Below are 19,717 nucleotides of genomic sequence, written 5' to 3' on the forward strand. Positions count from 1 at the left end.
GCTCGCAGTCGCCACGGTGGTTCACGCCGGGAATCCTCAGGGAATGCTCTCGATGTGTCGCGACGACGCGCGCACCGCCGTACGTCGGATACGGGAGTGTGGACCGGAGGAGGGGGCACCCCTGCTCCGCACCGTCGATGAGGTGTGTATCCGGGGGAAGATGGCCCCGGAGATGCGGGGGCTGCCCGACTACGAGGAGGTCGTCCGAAGCGACGAGGAGGCGATGCGCTTGACGCAGGCCGCGGCCGACGCAGTGAGCGCTTGGCGGTGCTCGATGCCCGCCCGCGGGGGAGCCCGTGGGCACGCTGGAGTTACGACGGCTTCCGTGGCTCTCCCGCCAGGGGGCCTCGAGAGCGTCTGTCATGCGCGCCTCGCTCACTCGCCTTGACGCGCTGTCGAATGTGGCTGTGACGCACCCATGACGCAGCGAGAGCGTTTGGGCGGCACTGCTCGCCGTGAGGCAGCCCGTGGCCCTGCTTTACCGTGGAGGGAGAAGCGCTCGCGGAGCAGCTGGATGAAGTGGGTCAGTGGCGCGGGGCGCTGGCGGGATGCGTGGGTGACGGCGCTCCAGCGGCGTCGGATTCCCTGAGGAGTGAGCCGGACGGTCTGCAGTCCATGGTGCTGGCCCGGCAGCATCCATTTGGGCAGCGCCGTCACGCCGATACCGCCACGCACCAGCTCGATCAGCGCCTCGGTGAGGGGGACGGGGGAGACCCGGTGCGGCTCGATGCCCGCGGGCCAGAGCACGCGCGTGAAGACATCGAGCTGCTCCCGAGGCGCGGCATAGGTGAGCAGGTGCTCCCGCACCAGGTCCTCCGCCGTGACATGTCCCCGCCGCGCCAGCGCGTGGTCCTCGGGGACCACCAGCATGAGCTCGTCCTCGAAGAGTGCGGTCTGTGCCAGGCGGGCCTGCGGCGGGACGTCGGTGGTCAAGGCGAGATCCAGCTCGCCATTCAGCAGCGCCCCAAGAGGCTGACGCGTGGCCTCCAGGACGATGCGCAGCTCGACGCGTGGGTGCTCGGCCTGCCACCGCCCGAGGATGGGCGGCAGCCAGCCATACACCGTGTAGCAGCCCGTGCTGAGCCGGAGCAGGTCGTCCTGCGGGTGCGCACGGCAGACCGCTTCGGCCTGGGCCACCTCGCTCAGGACCCGCCGTGCGGAGAGGAGCAGCTTCTCGCCTGAGCCGGTCAGGAGCAGGCGGCGCTGGCGGCGCTGGAAGAGCTGCACGCCCAGGCGCTCCTCGGCATCGCGGAGTTGGTGGCTCAGCGCCGAGGACGTGAGGTGAAGCTGCCGGCTCGCAGCGGCCAGGCTTCCAGTGTCGGCGACCGCGGCAATCAGCTTGAAGTGACGGAGCTCGAGCATGCCGGTCAGCTTCACATGAACCAAATTCAGCATCATCGAGAAATCGTTTCGCTGCGCTTATGGAACGGGTCTCCTTAACGTTGGCGTCCCAGAGCCAGGAGCACGGACGGATGCCCCAGTCAGACAGCTTTCCGAGGATGCAGAGCCTTGTCGTACCCCCATGGTCGTCCGTGCAGATTGACGACATTGAACCGGTCGTCGTCGGCCCCGGCTGCCTTCGGAGGGACTTGCCGAGTACTCGCGACGTGAGGGTCTGGGTCGTGGACATGGCTCCCGGGAGTCAGTGGCCCTTTGTGGACGTCCACGACACCGGAGAGGAGGTTCTCGTGGTGAGCGGTGAGCTCATCGAGGGGGAGCAGCGCTTGGGACCGGGCTCATACCTGTTCTTCCCGCCTGAAAGCCGTCATCAGCCGCGGACCGAGACCGGCGTGCGCCTCTTCGGCATCAACCTCGTGGCCTCCCCGGGGGCTCGGTGAGCCAGGACGCCCTGACTTCCTTCTCCCCATTCCGGATGGACCCCTCGAACACGGAGGGACGGGGCGAGATGGCTCGGCCCTCGCGGACGGGCCGTCGGGACTTCCTGCGTGCGGCGGTGGCGCTCTCAGCGGGCGCGGTTCTGCTCCCCCCTGGGACGGGCCGTGCGACGAAGCCTGTCGACAGCGCCGCGCTTCGCGCCCAGCGGTTGGCCTGGGCCGGAGTGCGGCTGCGGCTCGGACAGGACACGCTCTTCCTGGACCCGTTGAGCGACCCCACCGTGTGGGGGGGCGCGCTGAAGGACCCGCTCGTCCCAGTGGACGTGAGCGACGGGGGCCGCTTCGTCCTGGTGACACATCACCATTCCGACCACTTCGACCGGGTGGCCGTCCGTCAGGCGCTGGGGGATAGCGGGACGCTGGTGTGCGCCCCAGACATGGCCGCGGCGGCTTCCGCATCGGGATTCCGCGTGCGGTCCGCCCCGCTCTACGAGCCCATCTTGCTCAATGACTTCACCGCCACCGCCGTTCCCGCGGCGGACGGCTATGGGGATCCCCAGGTTTCGTGGGTCGTCTCCGGTGGAGGCCGCCGCATCATCCACTGCGGCGACACGCTGTGGCATGGCTCCTGGTGGCACATCGGGCGACAGTTCGGCCCCTTCGATGCGGCATTCCTGCCTATCAACGGGGCGCGCTTCGGTTGGCGCAAGCCCGTGAGCGACGTGCATGCCGTCCTGACGCCGGAGCAGGCGGTGGCCGCGGCCGTGGTGTTGGGAGCAAAGCTCCTCGTGCCCATCCACTACGGCCTCGCTGCCTCAGAGGACTATCAGGAGGTCCCGGACGCGGAAGCGCTGCTTCTGGCCGCCGCACGCACGCGGAAGGTGAACGTGGAGCTGGCACGTCCGGGGGAGTGGCTGACCTGGCAGGCCCGGACCTGACAGCGGGGCTCAATCGGGCCATTCCTCGGAGCATGAGCTGCTCGAGGTGGGCATGCTGGGCGTCCTCCCATGTCAACGCCCGGTCATCCACCAGTGGGGCGCCGTGTGGGCACCGGCAGCGATTTTGGCGTGCTCGCTGATGTATCACCCCCATGGCGCAGCGCCTGAATTCTGGGTAGGCACAGCTGCCCAACGCCGTCTGGATAAACGACCCCGCGCGGCGCACCACCTCTTGTTGGAAGAACGCGCAGTCATCTCACGAACTCACTGTCTCATCCGCGTTGACAGGTTCCGTGGACGCCATGGTCGACCCCGACTTCGACGCGCGCTTCGCGTAAGGGCCATGGTGGCTCTTATGCTGGTGTTAGCAATGCCTTGCATGGCTCAAAGGTCATGGGTGAGCAGGTTCACCAGCCTTCCGAAGGGGTCGCGCACGAAGAATCTGCGCACGCCCCAAGGCTCGTCAGCCGGTCCATACTCTATCGGGATTCCCGCCTTCTTCACCCGAGTGAGGGCTGCATCGAGGTCGTCGACCTCGATGGACATGTCTGGCACTGGTGCGCCTGAGCCCCCTTGCGACATGAAGCTGATCTGCACAGTCATCGTTTCGCTTGAGCCGTAGGTTTCAATCCACCCCATATCCATCAGGACGTCGAGCCCGAGGACGTCCCGATAAAATTGTCTGGCGGCGGCTGGCGTCGTCACGTCCACATTGGTGACGATACGGAGGACCTTCACGATTGCCTCTTCTTTTCGTGCTTCGACAGGGCCATCTGCTTGCGAGTCTCTTCTCCCGTGAGCGCTTCAGTCTGGCTGCCGAGAAGCCACATGTGGCTGAACGGGTCGCGCACGCGACCCTCGAGCTTGCCGTACGGTCGGTCCTCAAGGGGAGGTGGTTGGACTTCGGTCAGGGTTTCGTTTGGGGACATTGGCGCAATGTGCCCCGGGGCGGCCCGCCTCGTATTGAAGGAAATTGCCGCTCGTCGAGAGGTACGTGGTTGCGGTCCTCACCCGACCGAGGGCTATACGCGACGGGAGTGGCTCCCGAGAATGCCCTGAACTCGCGGACCAGATGTGCCTGGTCCGAAAACCCGTGCTCACCGGCCAAGGTGGCCCAGGTCTTCTCCCCTCCGGCCGATTCGAGCACGCTCTGGAACCTGGCGATGCGCGCGAAGAGCTTGGGCTTGACGCCGACATGTACTTGAAACCGCTCAATGAGCCGGCGCGGCGAAAGCCCGAGTCGAACTCCTACCGCACGGACGCTCGCGCCGCCCATCAACAGCGAGCACGCGACCGCCACTGCTTCGTCGCGAGGCTTGGACGCGCGTCCCCGTGCGAGCAGCGCCGCCTCGAGCACGTCGAGCCGGGCCGCGGAGGTGGGGGCTTGCAGCAGGCGCTCACGAAGGATGGTGCCGTCACGCCCCCAGATTTCGTAGAGGTCGACGACCTTCCCGGTCAGCTCCGAGGCCGGCATGCCCAGAAACGGCGACGCACTCGCGGGGGCGAAGCTCACCCCGCAGATGGAGCGTTGGCAGGCAGTGTCGACGACTCTCGGTGCGGTGTGGGCACCCTGAATCGCTACACCACGAGTCTTGTGTGCAAGGCGGCCGTCGAGCCTGTAGTCCCGGAACGCGTCCTCATGAAGATTGACTAGGAGCTGCATACGGCCAGACGGCAGCACGCGCTCGAAGCCGTGGGCGAGCTGCCCGTCGTACGTCCAGAGGGATTCCACGAGAGGAGCCAGAGTGGGGCTCCGAGGCTGGCGCGCGAGAATCATGGCAGCGCGACGGTAACAGAGCCGGGATGCACCTACTGTGACTCAGTCTCGCCGAACGAGCCTGTCCGACTCTTCAGGGGGGTACACCAATGTTGGTCGATTTCACGCAACGGTGTCCTACGGCCTGTCTCTTCCAGTCAGTAGGGGGCATGGGGGCTCCCCGAGGACTCCTAGGAGGACGACATGAAGGCGGCGACACGGTACCTGGTGCTTCTATCCATGCTGGTGGTGGGCTGTGGCGACTCAAGCGAAGGGGAGGGGGACGGAGGCGGAGGTGGAGGTGGAGGTGGCTCGGACTCCGCGCTCAAGTGTGACTCCGTGAGTTGGTGCAGCACGTGGGATGCGGACGGCGCGGAGGTGACGGATGCTCCCCCGCTGACTGGGGGGAAGCTGAGCGACGGCCTTTATCGCAGGGAGCGCGGTTCCAGCTATCCGTTTGCCATTCTCATCAAGGGGAAGTCCATCCTCTTGATTGAGGCGGACATGAGGAACGATTTGGGGACTTGGAAGGTGGAGAACGACCGTCTGGTCATGACCATGACGAGCCGCTGTTCCAACACCGAGAATGAAACCTCGAATGATACCTGGGACTGGACCCATGCCTTCGCGGTCAAGAACGGCGTTCTCTATACGAAGGATCTGACCTGGGACAGGCCCGTCGTCGCCTGGCGCAAGGTAGAGTCGCTGTGTGAGGAGTCCGCCTCGTTCAAGTGCATGGTGAGCAACTGCGCCTGTGAGTTCACGACGAACGGACCCCTCCTGGGTCGGAAGAGCTGCTTCTGAGCTCGGACATCACGGGCCTGGAGTGAGGGTAGATCTCCCAGCCACGGAGGGGCTCCGCCATGGGGCCTCCTGAAGCACGTGGTCCGCTGCCGTGAGTTTCAGTTCCCTGGCGCCCGCCGTGAGGGGGGTGGGCATCACCGGCGGGTCCCTCGGGGCCTGGAGCGACTCCGCCCTCGTCCTGCGGTTGGACGCGTCGTTGTCCAGGCGGATGAAGCCCGATGACGGCGCGCCTCACTCGCTCGCATTGACGCGCTGCTGAAGGTGGCCTCGTGGCACCCATGATGCAGCGGGCTTCGAAGTCGCCGCCTCGGTCGCATGCTCGAGTGCCCGCGCGCGAACCTCCGCGGAGGGAACGCTCATCCCCATCCACGTGAAGAGGCGCTCCAGGACGAGGGCCCGCTCGGGCTCGGCAAGGCCTCCGATGTTCGCACTGTGGTTGCCCCCCGGAGCGAAAAAGCGGAACGCGTCGTTGTCCTCGCGCACGGAAAATGCCGTGGCCGAATACGGGTCATTCTCCCCGTAGATGAAGAGCATCCGCTTGCCATGGTTGCGGACCCAGTGCTCCACCCGAAGCATGGCCCGCATGTCGAACGGCTCCGTCACAGGGAAGCTCACGTACACGTCGGGCGTGTTCTCCCCTGGGTAGCGCAGAAGCCCTCGCAGGTGCTTCGCGGGGAAGCGCGACCAGCCCAACTGCGTCGCGGCTTGGTAGTAGGCGTACTCGAAGGGGGCGATGAAACGGTCCGAGTAAGTGAAGGCAACGCCGACGACAGCGTCCAGGAAGGCGAACGTCTCCGCCGCCGGCGCGCCGGGCGCGGGAATGCTCGCGCAAGCGGACGCGGTGCCGTACTGCCAGAAGTAGAAGGATGCCTCGACGGCGGAGAACTCCAGCGCGCGGTCCGGACCGCCCACGACGGTGAAGGCGGTGTTCCACTTCGTACCTAGCGCGTCCACGAAGGGCAGCAGCTCCCCGCGGCGTAGCAGCACGTCCTGTTGGAAGGACTCCAGCTGCGCGCGGCAGTCCGCATCCCCCAGCTTCGCGAGGAAGTGGACATAGCGCACGTCGCGCAGCCCATGGTTGCTGGGCGCGACATACGGCAGGGTGGCGTCCACGTCATCCGGATAGAAATGGCGGTGATACACGGCCGTCACTCCGCCCTTGCTGCCTCCGGTGGAGAGCCAGCGCGCGGGGTACAGGGGTTTGAAGGCCTGGACGGCGCGGTGGCTGTCGCTCGCGGCCTGGTAGATGGTGAGCAGCCGCGTATCCCGCGATGCCGGCACTGATGTCCCCATGAAGCGGTGCTCCACGGAGAGCTGGTTGGCACCGAGCAAGGCGGTGGGCTCGGCCTGCCAGGGCCTGGTCGCCAGCATGTAGCCCTCGGTGGAGAGCACCATGGGCGCGTCCACCGAGCGGTGAAGGAGCGTCATCCGGAGTTGGAAGCGCTCCCCTTGGGGACGCTCGTGGTCTGCGGGCTGCTCGAGCTGCAGCACGAAGAAGCGCGTGCCCGGGAAGGGCGAGGGCTGCTCGAGGACAACGGTGAGCCCGGGAATGGATTGGAGCCGGGCGAGGATGTCCTCTTGCTCCGCCGCGGTCTCGAGCGCGGCCGCAGACTGCTCCGTGGGGGCAGGCTCTGCGAGGGATGTGTCCCCACACGCCTGGAGTACCATGGCCAGCAGCCAGGCCGCCCTGTGAGTCTTTGTCATGCGATACACCTGGGGGACTTCGAGGAGCCGTTCAAACGCATGCCGGGCACCGCCATATCGGGCAGGCCGGACACCAGCGGCGGAGCCCCGAGCACGAAGCCCGCCGCGCCCCCAACCCGGGAAGGCCGCGTCAACGAAGCATCAGTCGTTCCATGCGGTGCTGTCGGTCGTCGTGCGCGTGACGACCTCAGCCAGCGCGCGCATGTTCCTGACGAACGTGCTCGTCTCGAGATGCCTCAACGGTGAACTCCGGCCCGGGTGTGGCGCGCCCGAGGCAGTGGAGAGGACGAAGACTCTGACGACGCGCTGCACACGGGCCTCCCGCACCAGGTGGAGGCAATGCGCATGGTGGGAGGGCGCCCCCGTCGTGAGAGGGCGTTGGGAGCCGCGCGCCTCACCTCCTGCGAGGACAAAGGCCTCGGGCTCGATTTTGGGGACATCGGTGCGCGCTTTTCGCTCAGGGCCCGCGCATCGATGAGCTGCCTTCAGGGGGCTACACCCGTGTCCAGCAAATGCTTGCACGGTCGTCGCCACCCGGAAGCCTTCCGGCTCAGCTCCTCGCAAACCCCTCGGAGTTCGGACTCGTCCAGCCAGGATGAGAAATCCCGGGTCCCCGTTTCCCAGTCCACCCCGAATCGCACGGCCGCCTGATCATGAAGCCGGGCAAGCCGTAACAGAAGCACCTCGGGTGGCGGCTTGAGGGGGATGAGCGACGGGGCATAGTCCTCCGGGCCCGCGTTGGTGAATTCGTGATCCAGGGGTCTCCGGAGGAGCTTCGCCGGGCGAAGACCGTGTCGCCTGAGCAGGGCTTGAATCAAGCCAAGCCGCTCGCGGCGTGTCTGGGCCTGAAAGAGCGATAGCACCTCGGGAGGCAGGGTCTTCGTGGCCTCGGCCTGTATGGCCTTGCTGTCCGCGGTGTTTCCCGCTCGGAAGGCCAGACGCTGCCGTTCGATGAGCGCCGCGTAGGAAGCAACCACTTCCGGAGCGCGGGTCTGCAACTGATACGGCGGCAACGCGGAACTGCTTGACGGACGGAACCACCTGCTCCCCAGCAGAACGCGTGTCTCGAGCCTGTCCGCGCGGACTGGCCAGCGCGTGGCGACACGCGGCGCGGGAGTCCAACCCGCCGCCGCGGGATCCTGGTGGTTCACGTCCAGGATGGAGTGATACTCCTCCCCTGACTTCCACAAGGGGAAGCCCGCGCAGGGAGAACTCTTGGGAGGGAGTGCCACGCAAGCGTCGAACCGTGACCGCGGCATCGAGCCCAGCAGGGTCAGATCGAGTGCGTCGCCTCGGACATGCCACTCCCACTTCTGGAGTCGCGGAAGCCATGCGTATTGCCGAAGCAGCGAGGCCACGAAGGGCGCTTCCGGACCCGCGATCTGATGGACGGCGAGGAGCGCGTCCGCTGGCTCCTGGGTCCAGACCTGGACATCCCGGAGGGTGGCCTGTACTTCCACGTCCTCGAGTCCAAGGCTGACCGCCAGCTCAACCTCGCGAGGTGCCGCCGGACAACCGCAGATGAGCAGGGCGAGCACCCCGCCCACACATCGGAAGGCACTGGACCTCGGGTGTCCCATGTTCCACTTGCTCCGCATCAAGATGACTCCATGGCTTGCCAGGGGTGAAGCCCATTTCTCGAGGGACGCGCCCCTCATTCCCAAGAGGGGAGTCGGATCGTTTGAAGGGGCTCAGATACGGACGCCCAGGATGACGCCGGGCCAGAGCCGGTCCGAGCCTACGACGAACTGCGACAGGTAGCTGACGCCCGGTCCTCGTCCTCGCGGGGGCGTCGAAGCGGTTCACGGTCAGGCCGGCGAAGAGGGCGAACCTGCGCCGCATCTCCCAGGCCGCGGTGACTCGCAGGCGGTACAAATGAGTGCTCGGTGCCTCGCCGAAGAAGTTCCGCTGCCAGGTTCCGTGGGACACATCCGTGTCGAGCGAATAGCGCTCCTCGGTATCCAGCGGGAAGTGCCCCCCCATGCCCACCATCGTGAAGAGGCGGAAGCCTCCCTCCCACGACGTGCCCAGGGCGCTGGTCGCGAGGACGTGCACGCGCTGGCTGCCGCACTTGATGCCCACGCTCACCAGACCCACCGCTGTGCCGGTGACGCCGTCGGACAAGTTCAAGAGCCGTGGCTTCCTCCCAACCCTCATGTCCTGGCGCCCATCGTCGTCTTCCAGACCCCCACGCCACTCCGGCCGAGCCACGCGGAGCCCCCTGCATATCGCTTCTCGCGGCCCGAGCGTGAATCCGTCCGGGCGCCACGCGCTCGCCGTCCAGATGCACAGGCCGAGGTTGCCCCTTCCCGCACCGCGGGATGGGTGAGCTGGCACGGCCCGGGACGCGGATTGTGACCTGATGGGGCAGGGCGCCCACACGGCCTGGCGCTCACCTCCGCCACTTGCCCGCGGCCCGGGGAGCTTGCGTGGGTGGATGTGGGGGCGGTGCCCGAGCCTCTCTCGCCGCATCGCCAACACAGGAGACCTCGCGCTGCCCGGAGAAGAAGGCGAGGACGACGGAGACGTCGGAGAGGGAGGCGCGCCACGTGTGCCACCGCTCGAAGTCTTCGCAGGTCTCCCCTGGCACACCGAAGCCTGCGATGGAGTTGCCGCCGTCAAATCGTCAGCACGGCTGCGTCCTGCTCGACTTCGAGTTGCACCAACGCAGCGCCATACAGCCAGCGGGCGAGGGCGTCGCGGACGTAGACGCGCGCGAGTTCCTTCAGCACGGCGTCATTGTGTTGGCGGTCATCAAAGAGCGCAGCATATGGCGCGTGGCTCCCATGCGCTGCTCCATCCCTGCTGATTGGCGCCCTCGGTCAGGTCATTGCGGAATGCGGTGTTGCCGCTCCAGCGGGCTCGCATGGCTTCAGGTTCGAGTTTGGGGGCACTTTCGAGTGCTAAATGGGAAGTTTTGCCTCACCTGTTTTTGAAACCCCATGACGAGCGCTGCTCGGAATCGCCTCTGTCACGACTCGACGATGAACGTGGTGTAGTCCACTCCGGTGTTGCCGGTGATGGGGTCGTATGCAGTCACGGTGACTTCGTAGATGCCCTGCTGCTGGACGGACAGCGCTGCCTCGAAGGTGCTGGTCTTCCCGGCGTATTTCAGGGGGAGTTGGGTGAGCGGCTTCCCGTTATGCTTCACCGTGGCCTGTAGCTCATACCGGTTGGAGTCCCAGAGCCCATTGGGCTCGGTAGGGCAGCCACACATGAGTATGAGGTTGGCGCGAAGAGGGAGGGTGAGCTTCTTGTCGGCCGGGAGCTTGAAGAACTCGTGAGCTGACGGGGTCACCACATCCATCACGAAGCCGGGCAGCTCCAGGATGAGGCCATCGCCCTCGAGGTGCTTGCCGGGCAGCATCCAGAGTTGGGTCGTGCTGGTGGCGAGTGCTTGCCGCTGCGCGAGGGGCCCGGACACCTCCACCGTCACCAGCCGCGGCTCGGTGAGGTCCAGGGTGGCCGTGAACTTCGCGGAGGACTCGTCCGCGAGCGGCGCCCCCCGCACTTGTGGCTGCTTCATCAGCGTCTGGGTGTTGCCTGTCGAGCCGGCGGTGACGCCGTTGGCCAGCACCTGGCCCGACTGCGCATCCCGAAGCACCACCCGCACGCCCCCCATTGACGTCCCGACGAACTTGCCGTCCCGGGCGCGAGCCCTCACTACCAGCCGTGTCTCGGCTGCCAGAGCCGTCGTGGAGAACAACAGCAGTGTCCAGAGAATGAGGCTTCGCATGACTCGCTCCGTGTCGGAAGGTCTTGAGCGGGAGCCACATAACACGGCATGCGCACGAGAGGCGCGCACCCTGGTGGAGAAACGCTTCACGGAGGCACTGCCTCTGGGGCCTCGCGAGTGAGGAGTCGCCAGTTCAACGCTGATTCCCCGCGACTGAGGAGATGGTGACGGGCTGCCTCCCACGCTCTTCACCACGTCTTCAAGCACGAACCGCAGCTTCTGCACGCTGGGTGCAAAGGTCGGACAGCTCGTCGCGCAGGGTCCGGCCGACGGCGCCGAGATTCGAACGGGCGTAGAGGGCAAGCTCGAGCCCGTCTACGGCAGGAAAGCCATCCCTCTCGCCCAGCACGCGATGGCCGGACTGCACGCTGCTCGCAGGTAACAGACTGATGCCGAGCCCAGCGCTCACCGCCGCACAGAGGCTCGCGAGGCTGGCACTTGAGTAGCCAATCCGCCAGGCACGCCCGCGGCTCTCCAACGCGTGGATCATGTCCTGCCGATAGAGCGCCCCCACGGGGAACGCCACGAGCGGCAGAACATCCGTGCTACCCTCGCACCTCGCCGTCACCGGCTGCGCCGCGCTGTCGATCCAGCACAAGGACTCCGCCCAGCGCGCATGGGAATCGCTGTCGGCGCCCCACTGCTTGACCAGCAACAGATCGAGCTCGCCGTTGCGGTAGAGGCGCAAGAGGTGGTGGCTCAACCCACACTCGACCTCCAGACGCAGGCGCGGTCGCTCGGCTGCAAAGCGCGTAAGCAGCGGCATCAGCGCTTCGCCCCCGAGATCCTCGGGCACGCCTAATCGCAACACACCGCCGCTGCCGCCGGGGTTCAACGCAACGGACGCCTCCTCGGCCAAGCGAAGGATCCGCTGCGCATAGCCAAGCAGGCGCTCCCCCTCTTCCGTGGGCACTACGTGACGCTGGCCGCGGTTCAGCAGTCGGCAACCCAGGCTCTGCTCAAGGCGAATGAGCTGCTGGCTGACTGTCGATTGGGTCAGGTGCAGGCGCTCGCCGGCCCGAGTGAAATTTCCCGTTTCGACGACCGCGACGAAGCTTCGCAGCAAGAAGAGATCGAGCATTCGGGTGTCTCCACGAAGAGCTCTCGGTCGAACTATTCAGAACTCCACTATGAGTCATTCTAGTATTTCGTTTTCGGATGAAATGGCAGGGGATTAGAGCACCTCGTCAGGAGGTGAAGTCGTGTCCCTGGCGAACATCTGGAGGGTGATGCTCATGACGCTGTTCACGATGGCCTGCGCAGCTTCTGCGGGAGCGGGGAACGGCGGCTCTCCCAAGCCGCCCGAGGCGCTCTTGCAGGCCGCGGAAAAGGGCGATGCGGTGACGGTCTCCGAGCTGCTGCGTCAGGGGGCGGCCGTTGATGCCCGGGACTCTGCGGGCAACACGTCGCTCTTGCTGGCGACCGCCGGGAACCACGTGGCTGCCGTCCGCGTCCTCATCGAGGCAGGAGCGAACGTGAACCTCCAGAACCGCCAGCTCGACAGCGCCTATCTCCTGGCCGGAGCGCGGGGGTACTTGGAGATCCTGCGCCTGACCTTGACGAACGGCGCCGACTTGAAGAGCACCAACCGCTACGGCGGCACCGCGCTCATTCCGGCCTGCGAACGCGGCCACGTGGAGGTCGTGAAAATGTTGCTGCAAGCCGGCGTCGATCCGAACCACGTCAATCGCCTGGGCTGGACTGGACTGCTCGAGGCGATCCTGCTCAGCGACGGCGGGCCACGTCACCAGGCGATCGTACGTCTCCTGATTGACGGCGGTGCCGACGTCAACGTGGCGGACGGAAACGGCGTCACGCCGCTCCAGCACGCCCGCGAGCGCAAACAAGACGCGATTGCCAAGATGCTCGTCGCCGCCGGAGGTCGCTGATGGATCCATCCGCCGAAGAATTCATGCGCGAGGCCATCGCCCTGGCCCGCGCCAACGTCGAGTCTGGTGGCCGTCCGTTCGGGGCCTTGCTCGTGCGCGACGGTCGGGTGATCGCGCGCGCGGTCAACGAGGTCAATCAGACGAAGGATCCCACCTCCCACGCCGAGCTTCTGGCCATTCGCAATGCGAGCCAGAGCCTCGGTAGCGCCAGCCTGAGCGGCTGCATCATCTACGCCAGCGGTCATCCCTGTCCGATGTGTCTGGCCGCCATGCACCTGTGCGGTATCCAGGGCGCCTATTTCGCCTACTCCAACGAGGAGGGCGAAGCCTTCGGCCTCTCCTCTGCGCCGCTCTATGCACAGTTGGCCCGCGGGCCCCAAGCCCAGTCCCTCGCCTTGCGGCCTCTGCGCCCGGCGGACGAGCATGGATTGTACGATGAGTGGAAACGCCATCAGGAATGACTGATAAGGAACGACACCAGACGCACTGATCTGCTCCCCAATTTTCGGACCAGTTGAAGCGTGGGAGAGTCCTCGCGGCCAGGAGCTAGGTCGGTCGTGAGGAAGAGCAGGTTTACCGAGGAGCAGATGGTCCGCATTCTACGGGAGGCGGAGACCCCTGGTCCCAGCGTGGTGGTGGCGCTCAAAGCTACGCGCCGGTGGCTGTGCACGGGGGGCCGCCCAGCCTGAAGCTAACGTCAGGCTGGGCCGGGCCGATGACCTCACCCGCCTTGTCGCAATGCCGGATGCAGACTCGATGCCCCCATGACGTAGCGACCGAATTTTGGGTAGGCACAGGAGCGGGCGCGGGCCCGAGGTTTGCTTTGCGCCCTGGGTGAGACTAAAGTGTCTCATATGGGACGAAAAAGAACCAGTGCAGCTCCGCCTGTCGCGTCTGGCTCGGATACTCGAGCGAGCATCTTGAGCGCGGCAGCTCGTGCGTTCGCGGTGGACCCCTCCGCGCCACTCGTCGATGTGGCCCGGTCCGCGGGGGTCGGACGGGCGACACTTCACCGGTACTTCGGCTCCCGCGAGGAACTGCTCCGCGAGGCGGGGTTGGACTCCCTGGTTCAGCTCGAGCAGGCGTTGAAGGCGCACCGGTTCGAGCGGCAGGCTGCCGATGTGGCTCTGGAGTCCTTGGTGGGCGCACTGGCCCCATGGGGCGACAGGCTCCGGTTCCTCCTGGTCGTCTCCGAGCTGAGCCAGGAGCCCTCGCTCAAGGACACCGAAGCCCGGGTGGACGAACAAATCATGCGCATCTTGCTGCGCGCCAGGGACGAAGGCGTGCTGCGCCAGGACCTCCCGAGCGCGTGGCTGTTCGCCACCTTCGAGGCGCTTCTGTACGCGGCCTGGACGGCGGTCGCCCAAGGTGACCTCGCCGCGAACGATGCCGCTCGAACGCTTCACGAGACGCTGCTTCACGGCCATGGCACGGGGCACCTCGCTGGCGCGAGGAAGGCGCGCCCACGATGACCTCGAATCCCTCGGAGCGGCTTCACGGCATCGATGTCGCTCGAACCTGCGCCATCTGCGGGATGTTCGTGGTGCACGCGCTCCTCGTCCTGGGGCCTCCCAGTTCGGGTCTTTCGGGCTGGGAGCGCATCGTGTTCAACCTGACCGAAGGGCGCGCCGCCGCCACCTTCGTCCTCCTGGCGGGCCTGGGAGTGGGGCAGCTTCTCTCGCGGAGGGAAACCACCGACTCACGTCGCGTGCTGTGGCGTCGAGCCCTCTTCCTGGGGGGGCTGGGAGTTCTCAACCTCATCGTGTGGCCCGGCGACATCTTGCGGCTCTACGGCGTCGCGCTCTTGGCCGCGCCGTGGTTGCACCGCTGGTCATCCAAGGCTCTCTCGGGGCTTGTGGCCGCTCTCATCCTCACCTTTCCGCTCGCGGCCGTCTTCGTGGACTGGGATGCCCGTTGGGACTGGGCAACGCTCACGTACCGGGGCCTTTGGACTCCATCCGGCTTTGCCCTCAACCTGGTGGTTGATGGCTTTCGTCCCTTGCTCCCCTGGTTGGCGTTCTTCGTGCTGGGCCTGCGGCTGGCGCGTCTCGACTGGCGCGACAGTGCCACGCAGCGGCAGATGCTGTGGGCGGGCATCTGTCTGTTCGTTCTGTCGGAGTTCGTCTCAGCGGGGCTGGTGAAGCTCGCGATTCAAAGCGCGATGGGCGAGCGCCTGGGAGCAAACGTCGTGACGGCGCTCCTCGGCACGCACTCCCTTCCTTCCATGCCGCTGTTCATGCTCTCCGCGCTGGGTATCGCCAGCTTGGTCCTGGGTGGCAGCTTCGTGCTGGGGAACCACCTCCCGCGACGCATTCGGGAGGCGTTGGTATCCACGGGGCGTCTGGCGTTGACTTGGTATCTGGGCCATGTGCTGTTGTTGGTGGGGCTCGCCGTCGCGGGCTACGGCAACCGCCTCTCCGCGCTAGCCGCCATGGGGGTGGCGTTCGCTGGGTTCGCGGGTGTCATCGCTGTGTCGTACTTGCGAGGCGGAGCACCCATGCTGCTGGAGCGAATGCTCCGGCGCTTCTCCGCACCGAGGCCCCAGCCCCGGTCCTGACAAGGCGGCAGTCGTGCTGCCCCAAGGCGTCGCTCCTGCTGCTGCTCGGCGGAGAGACGGCGAGGCTGCCAAGCCATGAGAAGTGTACCTCCTCAATTCACGGCGGAGTGCTGGCGGAGGCAGAGCGCAGCGCGAAGCCCGGTGAAGTCGGGGCGCTCCTGCGCCGGGAATGGCTGTACTCCTCGTTGATGAGTGCGTGGCGGTTCCAGCGCGATGCGGGGGAGCTATCGGCTCGCGGTCCGAAGAAGCCTGCCGAGCTGGGGCTCGAGGATGTGCGCAGCCCCGTGCAGAAACCTGCACACCTTCTTGCGCCCTGACGTCGGGCGATCAGAGCAGTGGCTGGGATTTCCTTGGGGCCACTAAAACGATAGCCCTGGCATATCCAGTGCACTGGTCGCACAGTGCGCCGTTGCCGGGCGACTCATTCGGGCCGGTTCCAAGAGAGTACATGTCGATGGATTCAACGATGCCCCATTTACGCCTGCTGGGACTCATGCTGCTTGCGATGCTTCTTGCGTGCGGTGGGGACGACGGCGGGAAGTCTGCTGATAGCGATGGAGGCATCGGCGGTGACGGCGGGGTCATCAGCGATGGCGGTAGCGATGGTGGCACCGGAGAGCTGTGTCCCGAGGAAGGAGCATCGTGTCAGCCGAGCATCGCTTGTCGAATGGGAACGATTGCTTGCGAGGGGCAGGTCACCGCATGCGTACCAGCCGGCAATTCGCCAGACGGAACCCCCTGTGGCTCGAACGGGGTGTGCTCGGACGGAGCTTGCGGCGCATGTGTCGACGGGCTCTCGTGCGTGCCTGAGGACCCGTGTGTGCTGGGAGCGATTTCGTGCGCGAGCGGAACGCCGACTTGTTCGGCCACCGGTGAGCGTCGACCCGCCGGGAGTTCCTGCGGTGACGACAGGGTCTGTGACGCGCGGGGGGCTTGCGTCGCCTGTACCGCTGGCGAGGCGTGCGCCTCTTCGACCCCTTGCCGCGCCGCCACCATCGAATGCTCCACCGGAGCGCCGGTATGCACGGACCGCGGGAGCCTCCCGGATGGAGCGGCGTGCGGTGACGCAAAGGTCTGCCGCGCGGGCACTTGCGTGGCCTGCTCACAAGGAATGAGCTGCACGCCCTCCTCGAATCCGTGTCACGAGGGCCGGTTGGACTGCGCCACCGGCGAGTGCGTGGACACCGGCGTGCCTCTCGCGAACGGTGCATCCTGTGGCGCGGGCAGCGTCTGCTTCTCGGGGAACTGCAATGCCTGCTCCGAGGGGAGCGCCTGCGCCCCGGCCAACGTCTGCCATGTGGGCAAGATCTCCTGCGAAACCGGGCAGCCCGTCTGTGACGATACCGGAACACCCGTGACGCCCGGAGCGACGTGCGGCACGAACCAGGTCTGCAGTCCGGCAGGGAGCTGTGAGAGCTGCATGGAGTCCGCCAGCTGCGAATCGCCAAACCCCTGTCGTACGGCGTCCATCCGCTGCGCGTCCGGGGCTCCGGTCTGCACCGATGCGGAGAACAAGCCTGACGGCGCGAGCTGCGGTACCCACAATGTCTGCCTGAGCGGCACATGCGCCGCCTGTCCGGTGGACTACTTCTCGAGCGAGGTGGTCGACTCCGGAGGCGCGCCCGCCGCGATGGGGTTCGCGCTCGGCGCCGACGGCGTCCAGCACGCCGCGTATTACGACATCAAGACGCGGGCCTACTACTACGCTACGGACGCGAGCGGCGGATGGGTCCGTCAGCAAATCCTGGCGAACGATGGCTATAGCATCGGGGACGTCCAACTCGCGCTCGACCTACAGGGACACGTGCATGTGAGCGCCACGCGCGGACTCTCCCCGGAGCTCTGGTATGCGACGAATGCGTCCGGCGACTGGACGGCCGAACGGGTGTTCTCTTCCGTGTTCGGCTCGCACCGCATCGCGGTCGACGTCGCCAGCAACGTCCACATCGTGTTCAGGCGGCTCCAAGGCGGCGCATATCATGCATCGAGGCAAGGCGGGCTCTGGCGTGTCGGTCGCATCGACGACAAGAACACGGAAGACTGGACGCCCGCTGTGGCCGCAGGGCAGGACGGGTCGCTCCACGTGAGCTGGACCGCGGGCGGCAAGGTGATGCACGGCCGGTTCCGTGGCGCGAACTGGGACATCGAGGAAGTGGCTGCGTCAGCCACCTCGAGCATGACGTGGGGCCGAAGGACGGCGATTGCCCTCGATGCATCCAACCATGTGCACATCGCGTACACGTATGGGGAGACGGCCATTCGCTACGTGACGAACGCGAGCGGAGCGTGGGTGGTGACGACGGCCGCGAATGCGACGGTCTACAACCCGGACCCCACGCGATACGAGGACATCTTCCTCAAGGGTGGCGTGGCACCGTCCATTGCGTTGGACCAACAGGGCCATGCGCATGTGGCGTGGGTCGCGCTGCCGAGCGGTGACGAGCCCTTCCTGAACCATGCGACGAACGCGAGCGGCGCGTGGGTCAACACGCCCTACAGTTCGCTGCCGGCGGGCCAGAACGCCACCACGCTGTTCGTCGATGCCGGCGGAACGGTGCGCATCGGCTACACCGCTTCCAGCATCCCCTATTCGCCACGATTCGCCTCTCAGGCGTGTCCGGGCCCCGCGGCCGGGCTTCCACCGCTCGTCGCCGCCACGCTGCCGGAGGTCGTACGTGCGCCGACGACGTGTGACGTCTGCGTCAAGTCCGTCGTCGCGGTGGGAACGCCAGGTGGGCTGCGTGTGGACTGGCGTCCAGTCACTGGCGCGACGGAGTACAAGGTCTATGTCGCGCGCGGCGTGGCCCCCACGAAGGACAACTACGCAACGCTCCCTGATGGACGGCGCGTGAGCGCATCGGGTGAGAGCCTCGAACTCACGGGGCTCGCCGTGGGCGTGCCGTACTTCATCGTCGTGACGGCGGTCACCGGCGCTGGCGAGAGCGCGGAGTCTCCCACCGCGGCTGCGAAGCCGGTGGCCGATGTTCCGGGCGAGGGCTTCACCACACCTGTCACGGCGCCTTTCCTCGCTGGCTCCAGGGTCGTCGCGAATGCGGGGGACATCAACCATGACGGATATGACGACCTGATGGTCGGGGACGAGATGTACGAGAACGGAAAGGGCCAGGTGCTGCTCTTCCTCGGCGGCGAAGCGGGACTGAGTCAGGCACCTGCATGGACCGTCACGGGGACGACGGCGGACTCGCCCTCCTCAGGTGTCCAGGGAACGCGCCTCGGCTCGCGTGTCGAGGCGGCGGGGGACGTCAATGGAGATGGGTATGCAGACGTCGTCGTCGCCGAGAATCTGGGGTTTCGAGTCTACAACGGGAGCGCGAGTGGACTGACCACCACGCCGTCGCGCGCGTTGACGATCAGCTCGTGGATTGTCGGCCTCGCAAGTGGCGATTTTGATGGCGACACCTTCGCGGACATTGCCTTGGGCACTCCCTACCTGAGCCTGGACCCGCTGGGGAGAGCCTGGGACGGCGCGGCGTACATCTATCGCGGCACCGCGTCCGGTATCGGCCCGACGGCGTCGTGGACGCAGTTGGCCCCCGCCGCGTGGTCGAGTGACAGCTTTGGCAAAACCGTCGCCGCGGTCGGGGATGTGGACGGTGACGGCTTCGGAGACCTCATCGTCGGGTCCCCCTACCATGGCGTCGGGTCGTTCAACAGTGGCGCGCTCCTGCTCTTCCGGGGCAGCGCCACGGGCGTCGCCCAGGTGCCTTCGTGGAGCGCCTTCGGACTGACGCCCGACGACTATTTCGGCGCGGCGGTGGCGGGGCTGGGCGACGTGGATGGTGACACGTTCGGCGAGGTGGCCATCGCGACGACCCACTACGATGGTGAATCGCGCATCGACTTCTACGAAGGCATGACCGGCGGCATGCAGGCGACTCCGTTTCGCACATGGGCTACTTCCGCGTGGCCCTCCGTCAGCAGTCTCCTCGAGGCACGTGTCGATCTCCTCGGCGACGGAAGGAGCGCTCTCTTGGTGGGAGGAAGGTATCGCGTGACGCTCCACCGCGAGCGAGACCAGCACCTGGAGGCGGACCCGGTTTGGAGTCTGGAGATAGAGCCCAGAGGCGGGGCGACCGTCGGGAGCGCCACCGCCGGCAGGTTCGGTGGTCCCGGTGCGCTCGGTGTCGCCGTGATCGGCTGCTCGGACACGTGGGTGTGTAACTCCCGCTGGGGTGCCATCTCCTACGCGACGGGCAAGGCACAGGGGCCGCGCGTCGATGCGGGATGGCCCGTGACGGTCGAGTCGGGCGTCTCGGCGCGACTCCTGGGCGCGGGTGTGCGCCGCGGTCCAGACGCGGAGTCCGCCTGCACGGTCGACTTCGGAGATGGCTCGCCCCCCAGGACCGTCCAGCCCTGCGGTGACTTGCAGGTCGGCGCGCTGGCGCATCGCTACTGGCTGCCGGGGCGCTACACGGTGACGATATCCTTGACCTCCAGCGCGAGTCAGTCGAGCACGACGGTCGACGTGACGGAGTGA

Annotated in this window: 15 protein-coding genes; 8 read left to right on the top strand and 7 right to left on the bottom strand. The window is 66.5% G+C overall.

Annotated features, from left to right (window positions below; translation table 11 throughout):
• Positions 1–375 precede the first annotated feature (375 nt).
• Entirely contained in the window at positions 376–1,398 is a 1,023-nt protein-coding gene (locus BHS09_RS08725; RefSeq protein WP_237080244.1) for a LysR substrate-binding domain-containing protein, read from the bottom strand.
• Between the two features lie 74 nt (positions 1,399–1,472).
• Here BHS09_RS08725 and BHS09_RS08730 point away from each other — a divergent pair, with 74 nt between their 5' ends.
• Positions 1,473–1,838 (top strand): cupin domain-containing protein, encoded by a 366-nt coding sequence (locus BHS09_RS08730; RefSeq protein WP_237078145.1) that lies wholly within the window; start codon positions 1,473–1,475, stop codon positions 1,836–1,838.
• Positions 1,839–1,906: 68 nt separating this feature from the next.
• Entirely contained in the window at positions 1,907–2,773 is an 867-nt protein-coding gene (locus BHS09_RS08735; RefSeq protein WP_237080245.1) for an MBL fold metallo-hydrolase, read from the top strand.
• Positions 2,774–3,157: 384 nt separating this feature from the next.
• Here BHS09_RS08735 and BHS09_RS08740 read toward each other — a convergent pair whose 3' ends face one another.
• Positions 3,158–3,511: a VOC family protein gene (locus tag BHS09_RS08740; protein ID WP_140788924.1), complete on the bottom strand. Its 354-nt coding sequence runs from the start codon at positions 3,509–3,511 to the stop codon at positions 3,158–3,160.
• Between the two features lie 169 nt (positions 3,512–3,680).
• The gene (locus BHS09_RS08745; RefSeq protein WP_237080246.1) at positions 3,681–4,505 is read right to left on the bottom strand and encodes a helix-turn-helix domain-containing protein; all 825 of its coding nucleotides are present in this window, start codon (positions 4,503–4,505) and stop codon (positions 3,681–3,683) included.
• A gap of 228 nt (positions 4,506–4,733) precedes the next feature.
• Between BHS09_RS08745 and BHS09_RS08750 the strand changes: the two genes are divergently transcribed.
• The gene (locus tag BHS09_RS08750) at positions 4,734–5,333 is read left to right on the top strand and encodes a hypothetical protein (protein WP_140797660.1); all 600 of its coding nucleotides are present in this window, start codon (positions 4,734–4,736) and stop codon (positions 5,331–5,333) included.
• A 231-nt stretch (positions 5,334–5,564) separates the two neighbouring features.
• Here BHS09_RS08750 and BHS09_RS08755 read toward each other — a convergent pair whose 3' ends face one another.
• From BHS09_RS08755 to BHS09_RS08765, 3 genes are all read right to left on the bottom strand, one after another.
• Complete coding sequence (locus tag BHS09_RS08755) at positions 5,565–7,037, bottom strand: S28 family serine protease (protein WP_237080247.1); 1,473 nt, start codon at positions 7,035–7,037, stop codon at positions 5,565–5,567.
• Between the two features lie 2,971 nt (positions 7,038–10,008).
• Positions 10,009–10,773 carry a hypothetical protein gene (locus BHS09_RS08760; protein WP_140788926.1) on the bottom strand — a complete coding sequence of 255 codons (765 nt, stop codon included), beginning with the start codon at positions 10,771–10,773 and terminating at the stop codon, positions 10,009–10,011.
• 199 nt (positions 10,774–10,972) lie between these two features.
• Entirely contained in the window at positions 10,973–11,854 is an 882-nt protein-coding gene (locus BHS09_RS08765; protein ID WP_140797661.1) for a LysR family transcriptional regulator, read from the bottom strand.
• A 121-nt stretch (positions 11,855–11,975) separates the two neighbouring features.
• Between BHS09_RS08765 and BHS09_RS08770 the strand changes: the two genes are divergently transcribed.
• From BHS09_RS08770 to BHS09_RS08785, 4 genes are all read left to right on the top strand, one after another.
• On the top strand, positions 11,976–12,662 hold the full coding sequence (locus BHS09_RS08770; protein ID WP_237078149.1) for an ankyrin repeat domain-containing protein: 687 nt from the start codon (positions 11,976–11,978) through the stop codon (positions 12,660–12,662).
• Entirely contained in the window at positions 12,662–13,123 is a 462-nt protein-coding gene (locus BHS09_RS08775; RefSeq protein WP_140788929.1) for a nucleoside deaminase, read from the top strand. The genes BHS09_RS08770 and BHS09_RS08775 overlap by 1 nt, the downstream gene beginning before the upstream one ends.
• Before the next feature lie 459 nt (positions 13,124–13,582).
• A complete protein-coding gene (locus BHS09_RS08780) occupies positions 13,583–14,134 on the top strand; it encodes a TetR/AcrR family transcriptional regulator (protein WP_161605134.1) in 552 nt (183 codons plus the stop codon).
• On the top strand, positions 14,131–15,219 hold the full coding sequence (locus tag BHS09_RS08785) for a DUF418 domain-containing protein (RefSeq protein ID WP_237078151.1): 1,089 nt from the start codon (positions 14,131–14,133) through the stop codon (positions 15,217–15,219). The genes BHS09_RS08780 and BHS09_RS08785 overlap by 4 nt, the downstream gene beginning before the upstream one ends.
• A gap of 1,140 nt (positions 15,220–16,359) precedes the next feature.
• On the opposite strand, the gene BHS09_RS38535 is transcribed toward BHS09_RS08785, so the two are convergent.
• A complete protein-coding gene (locus BHS09_RS38535) occupies positions 16,360–16,689 on the bottom strand; it encodes a hypothetical protein (RefSeq protein ID WP_161605135.1) in 330 nt (109 codons plus the stop codon).
• A gap of 109 nt (positions 16,690–16,798) precedes the next feature.
• Here BHS09_RS38535 and BHS09_RS08790 point away from each other — a divergent pair, with 109 nt between their 5' ends.
• A complete protein-coding gene (locus BHS09_RS08790; protein WP_161605136.1) occupies positions 16,799–19,717 on the top strand; it encodes an FG-GAP-like repeat-containing protein in 2,919 nt (972 codons plus the stop codon).

The sequence above is a fragment of the Myxococcus xanthus genome (assembly GCF_006402735.1).
Taxonomy (GTDB): domain Bacteria; phylum Myxococcota; class Myxococcia; order Myxococcales; family Myxococcaceae; genus Myxococcus; species Myxococcus xanthus_A.

Coding starts and splice junctions, on each gene's coding strand:
- BHS09_RS08725 (WP_237080244.1), bottom strand. CDS start 1,398: ATGATGCTGAATTTGGTTCATGTGAAGCTGACCGGCATGCTCGAGCTC.
- BHS09_RS08730 (WP_237078145.1), top strand. CDS start 1,473: ATGCCCCAGTCAGACAGCTTTCCGAGGATGCAGAGCCTTGTCGTACCC.
- BHS09_RS08735 (WP_237080245.1), top strand. CDS start 1,907: ATGGCTCGGCCCTCGCGGACGGGCCGTCGGGACTTCCTGCGTGCGGCG.
- BHS09_RS08750 (WP_140797660.1), top strand. CDS start 4,734: ATGAAGGCGGCGACACGGTACCTGGTGCTTCTATCCATGCTGGTGGTG.
- BHS09_RS08755 (WP_237080247.1), bottom strand. CDS start 7,037: ATGACAAAGACTCACAGGGCGGCCTGGCTGCTGGCCATGGTACTCCAG.
- BHS09_RS08760 (WP_140788926.1), bottom strand. CDS start 10,773: ATGCGAAGCCTCATTCTCTGGACACTGCTGTTGTTCTCCACGACGGCT.
- BHS09_RS08765 (WP_140797661.1), bottom strand. CDS start 11,854: ATGCTCGATCTCTTCTTGCTGCGAAGCTTCGTCGCGGTCGTCGAAACG.
- BHS09_RS08775 (WP_140788929.1), top strand. CDS start 12,662: ATGGATCCATCCGCCGAAGAATTCATGCGCGAGGCCATCGCCCTGGCC.
- BHS09_RS08785 (WP_237078151.1), top strand. CDS start 14,131: ATGACCTCGAATCCCTCGGAGCGGCTTCACGGCATCGATGTCGCTCGA.
- BHS09_RS38535 (WP_161605135.1), bottom strand. CDS start 16,689: ATGGACGCCGTACGACAGGGGTTTGGCGATTCGCAGCTGGCGGACTCC.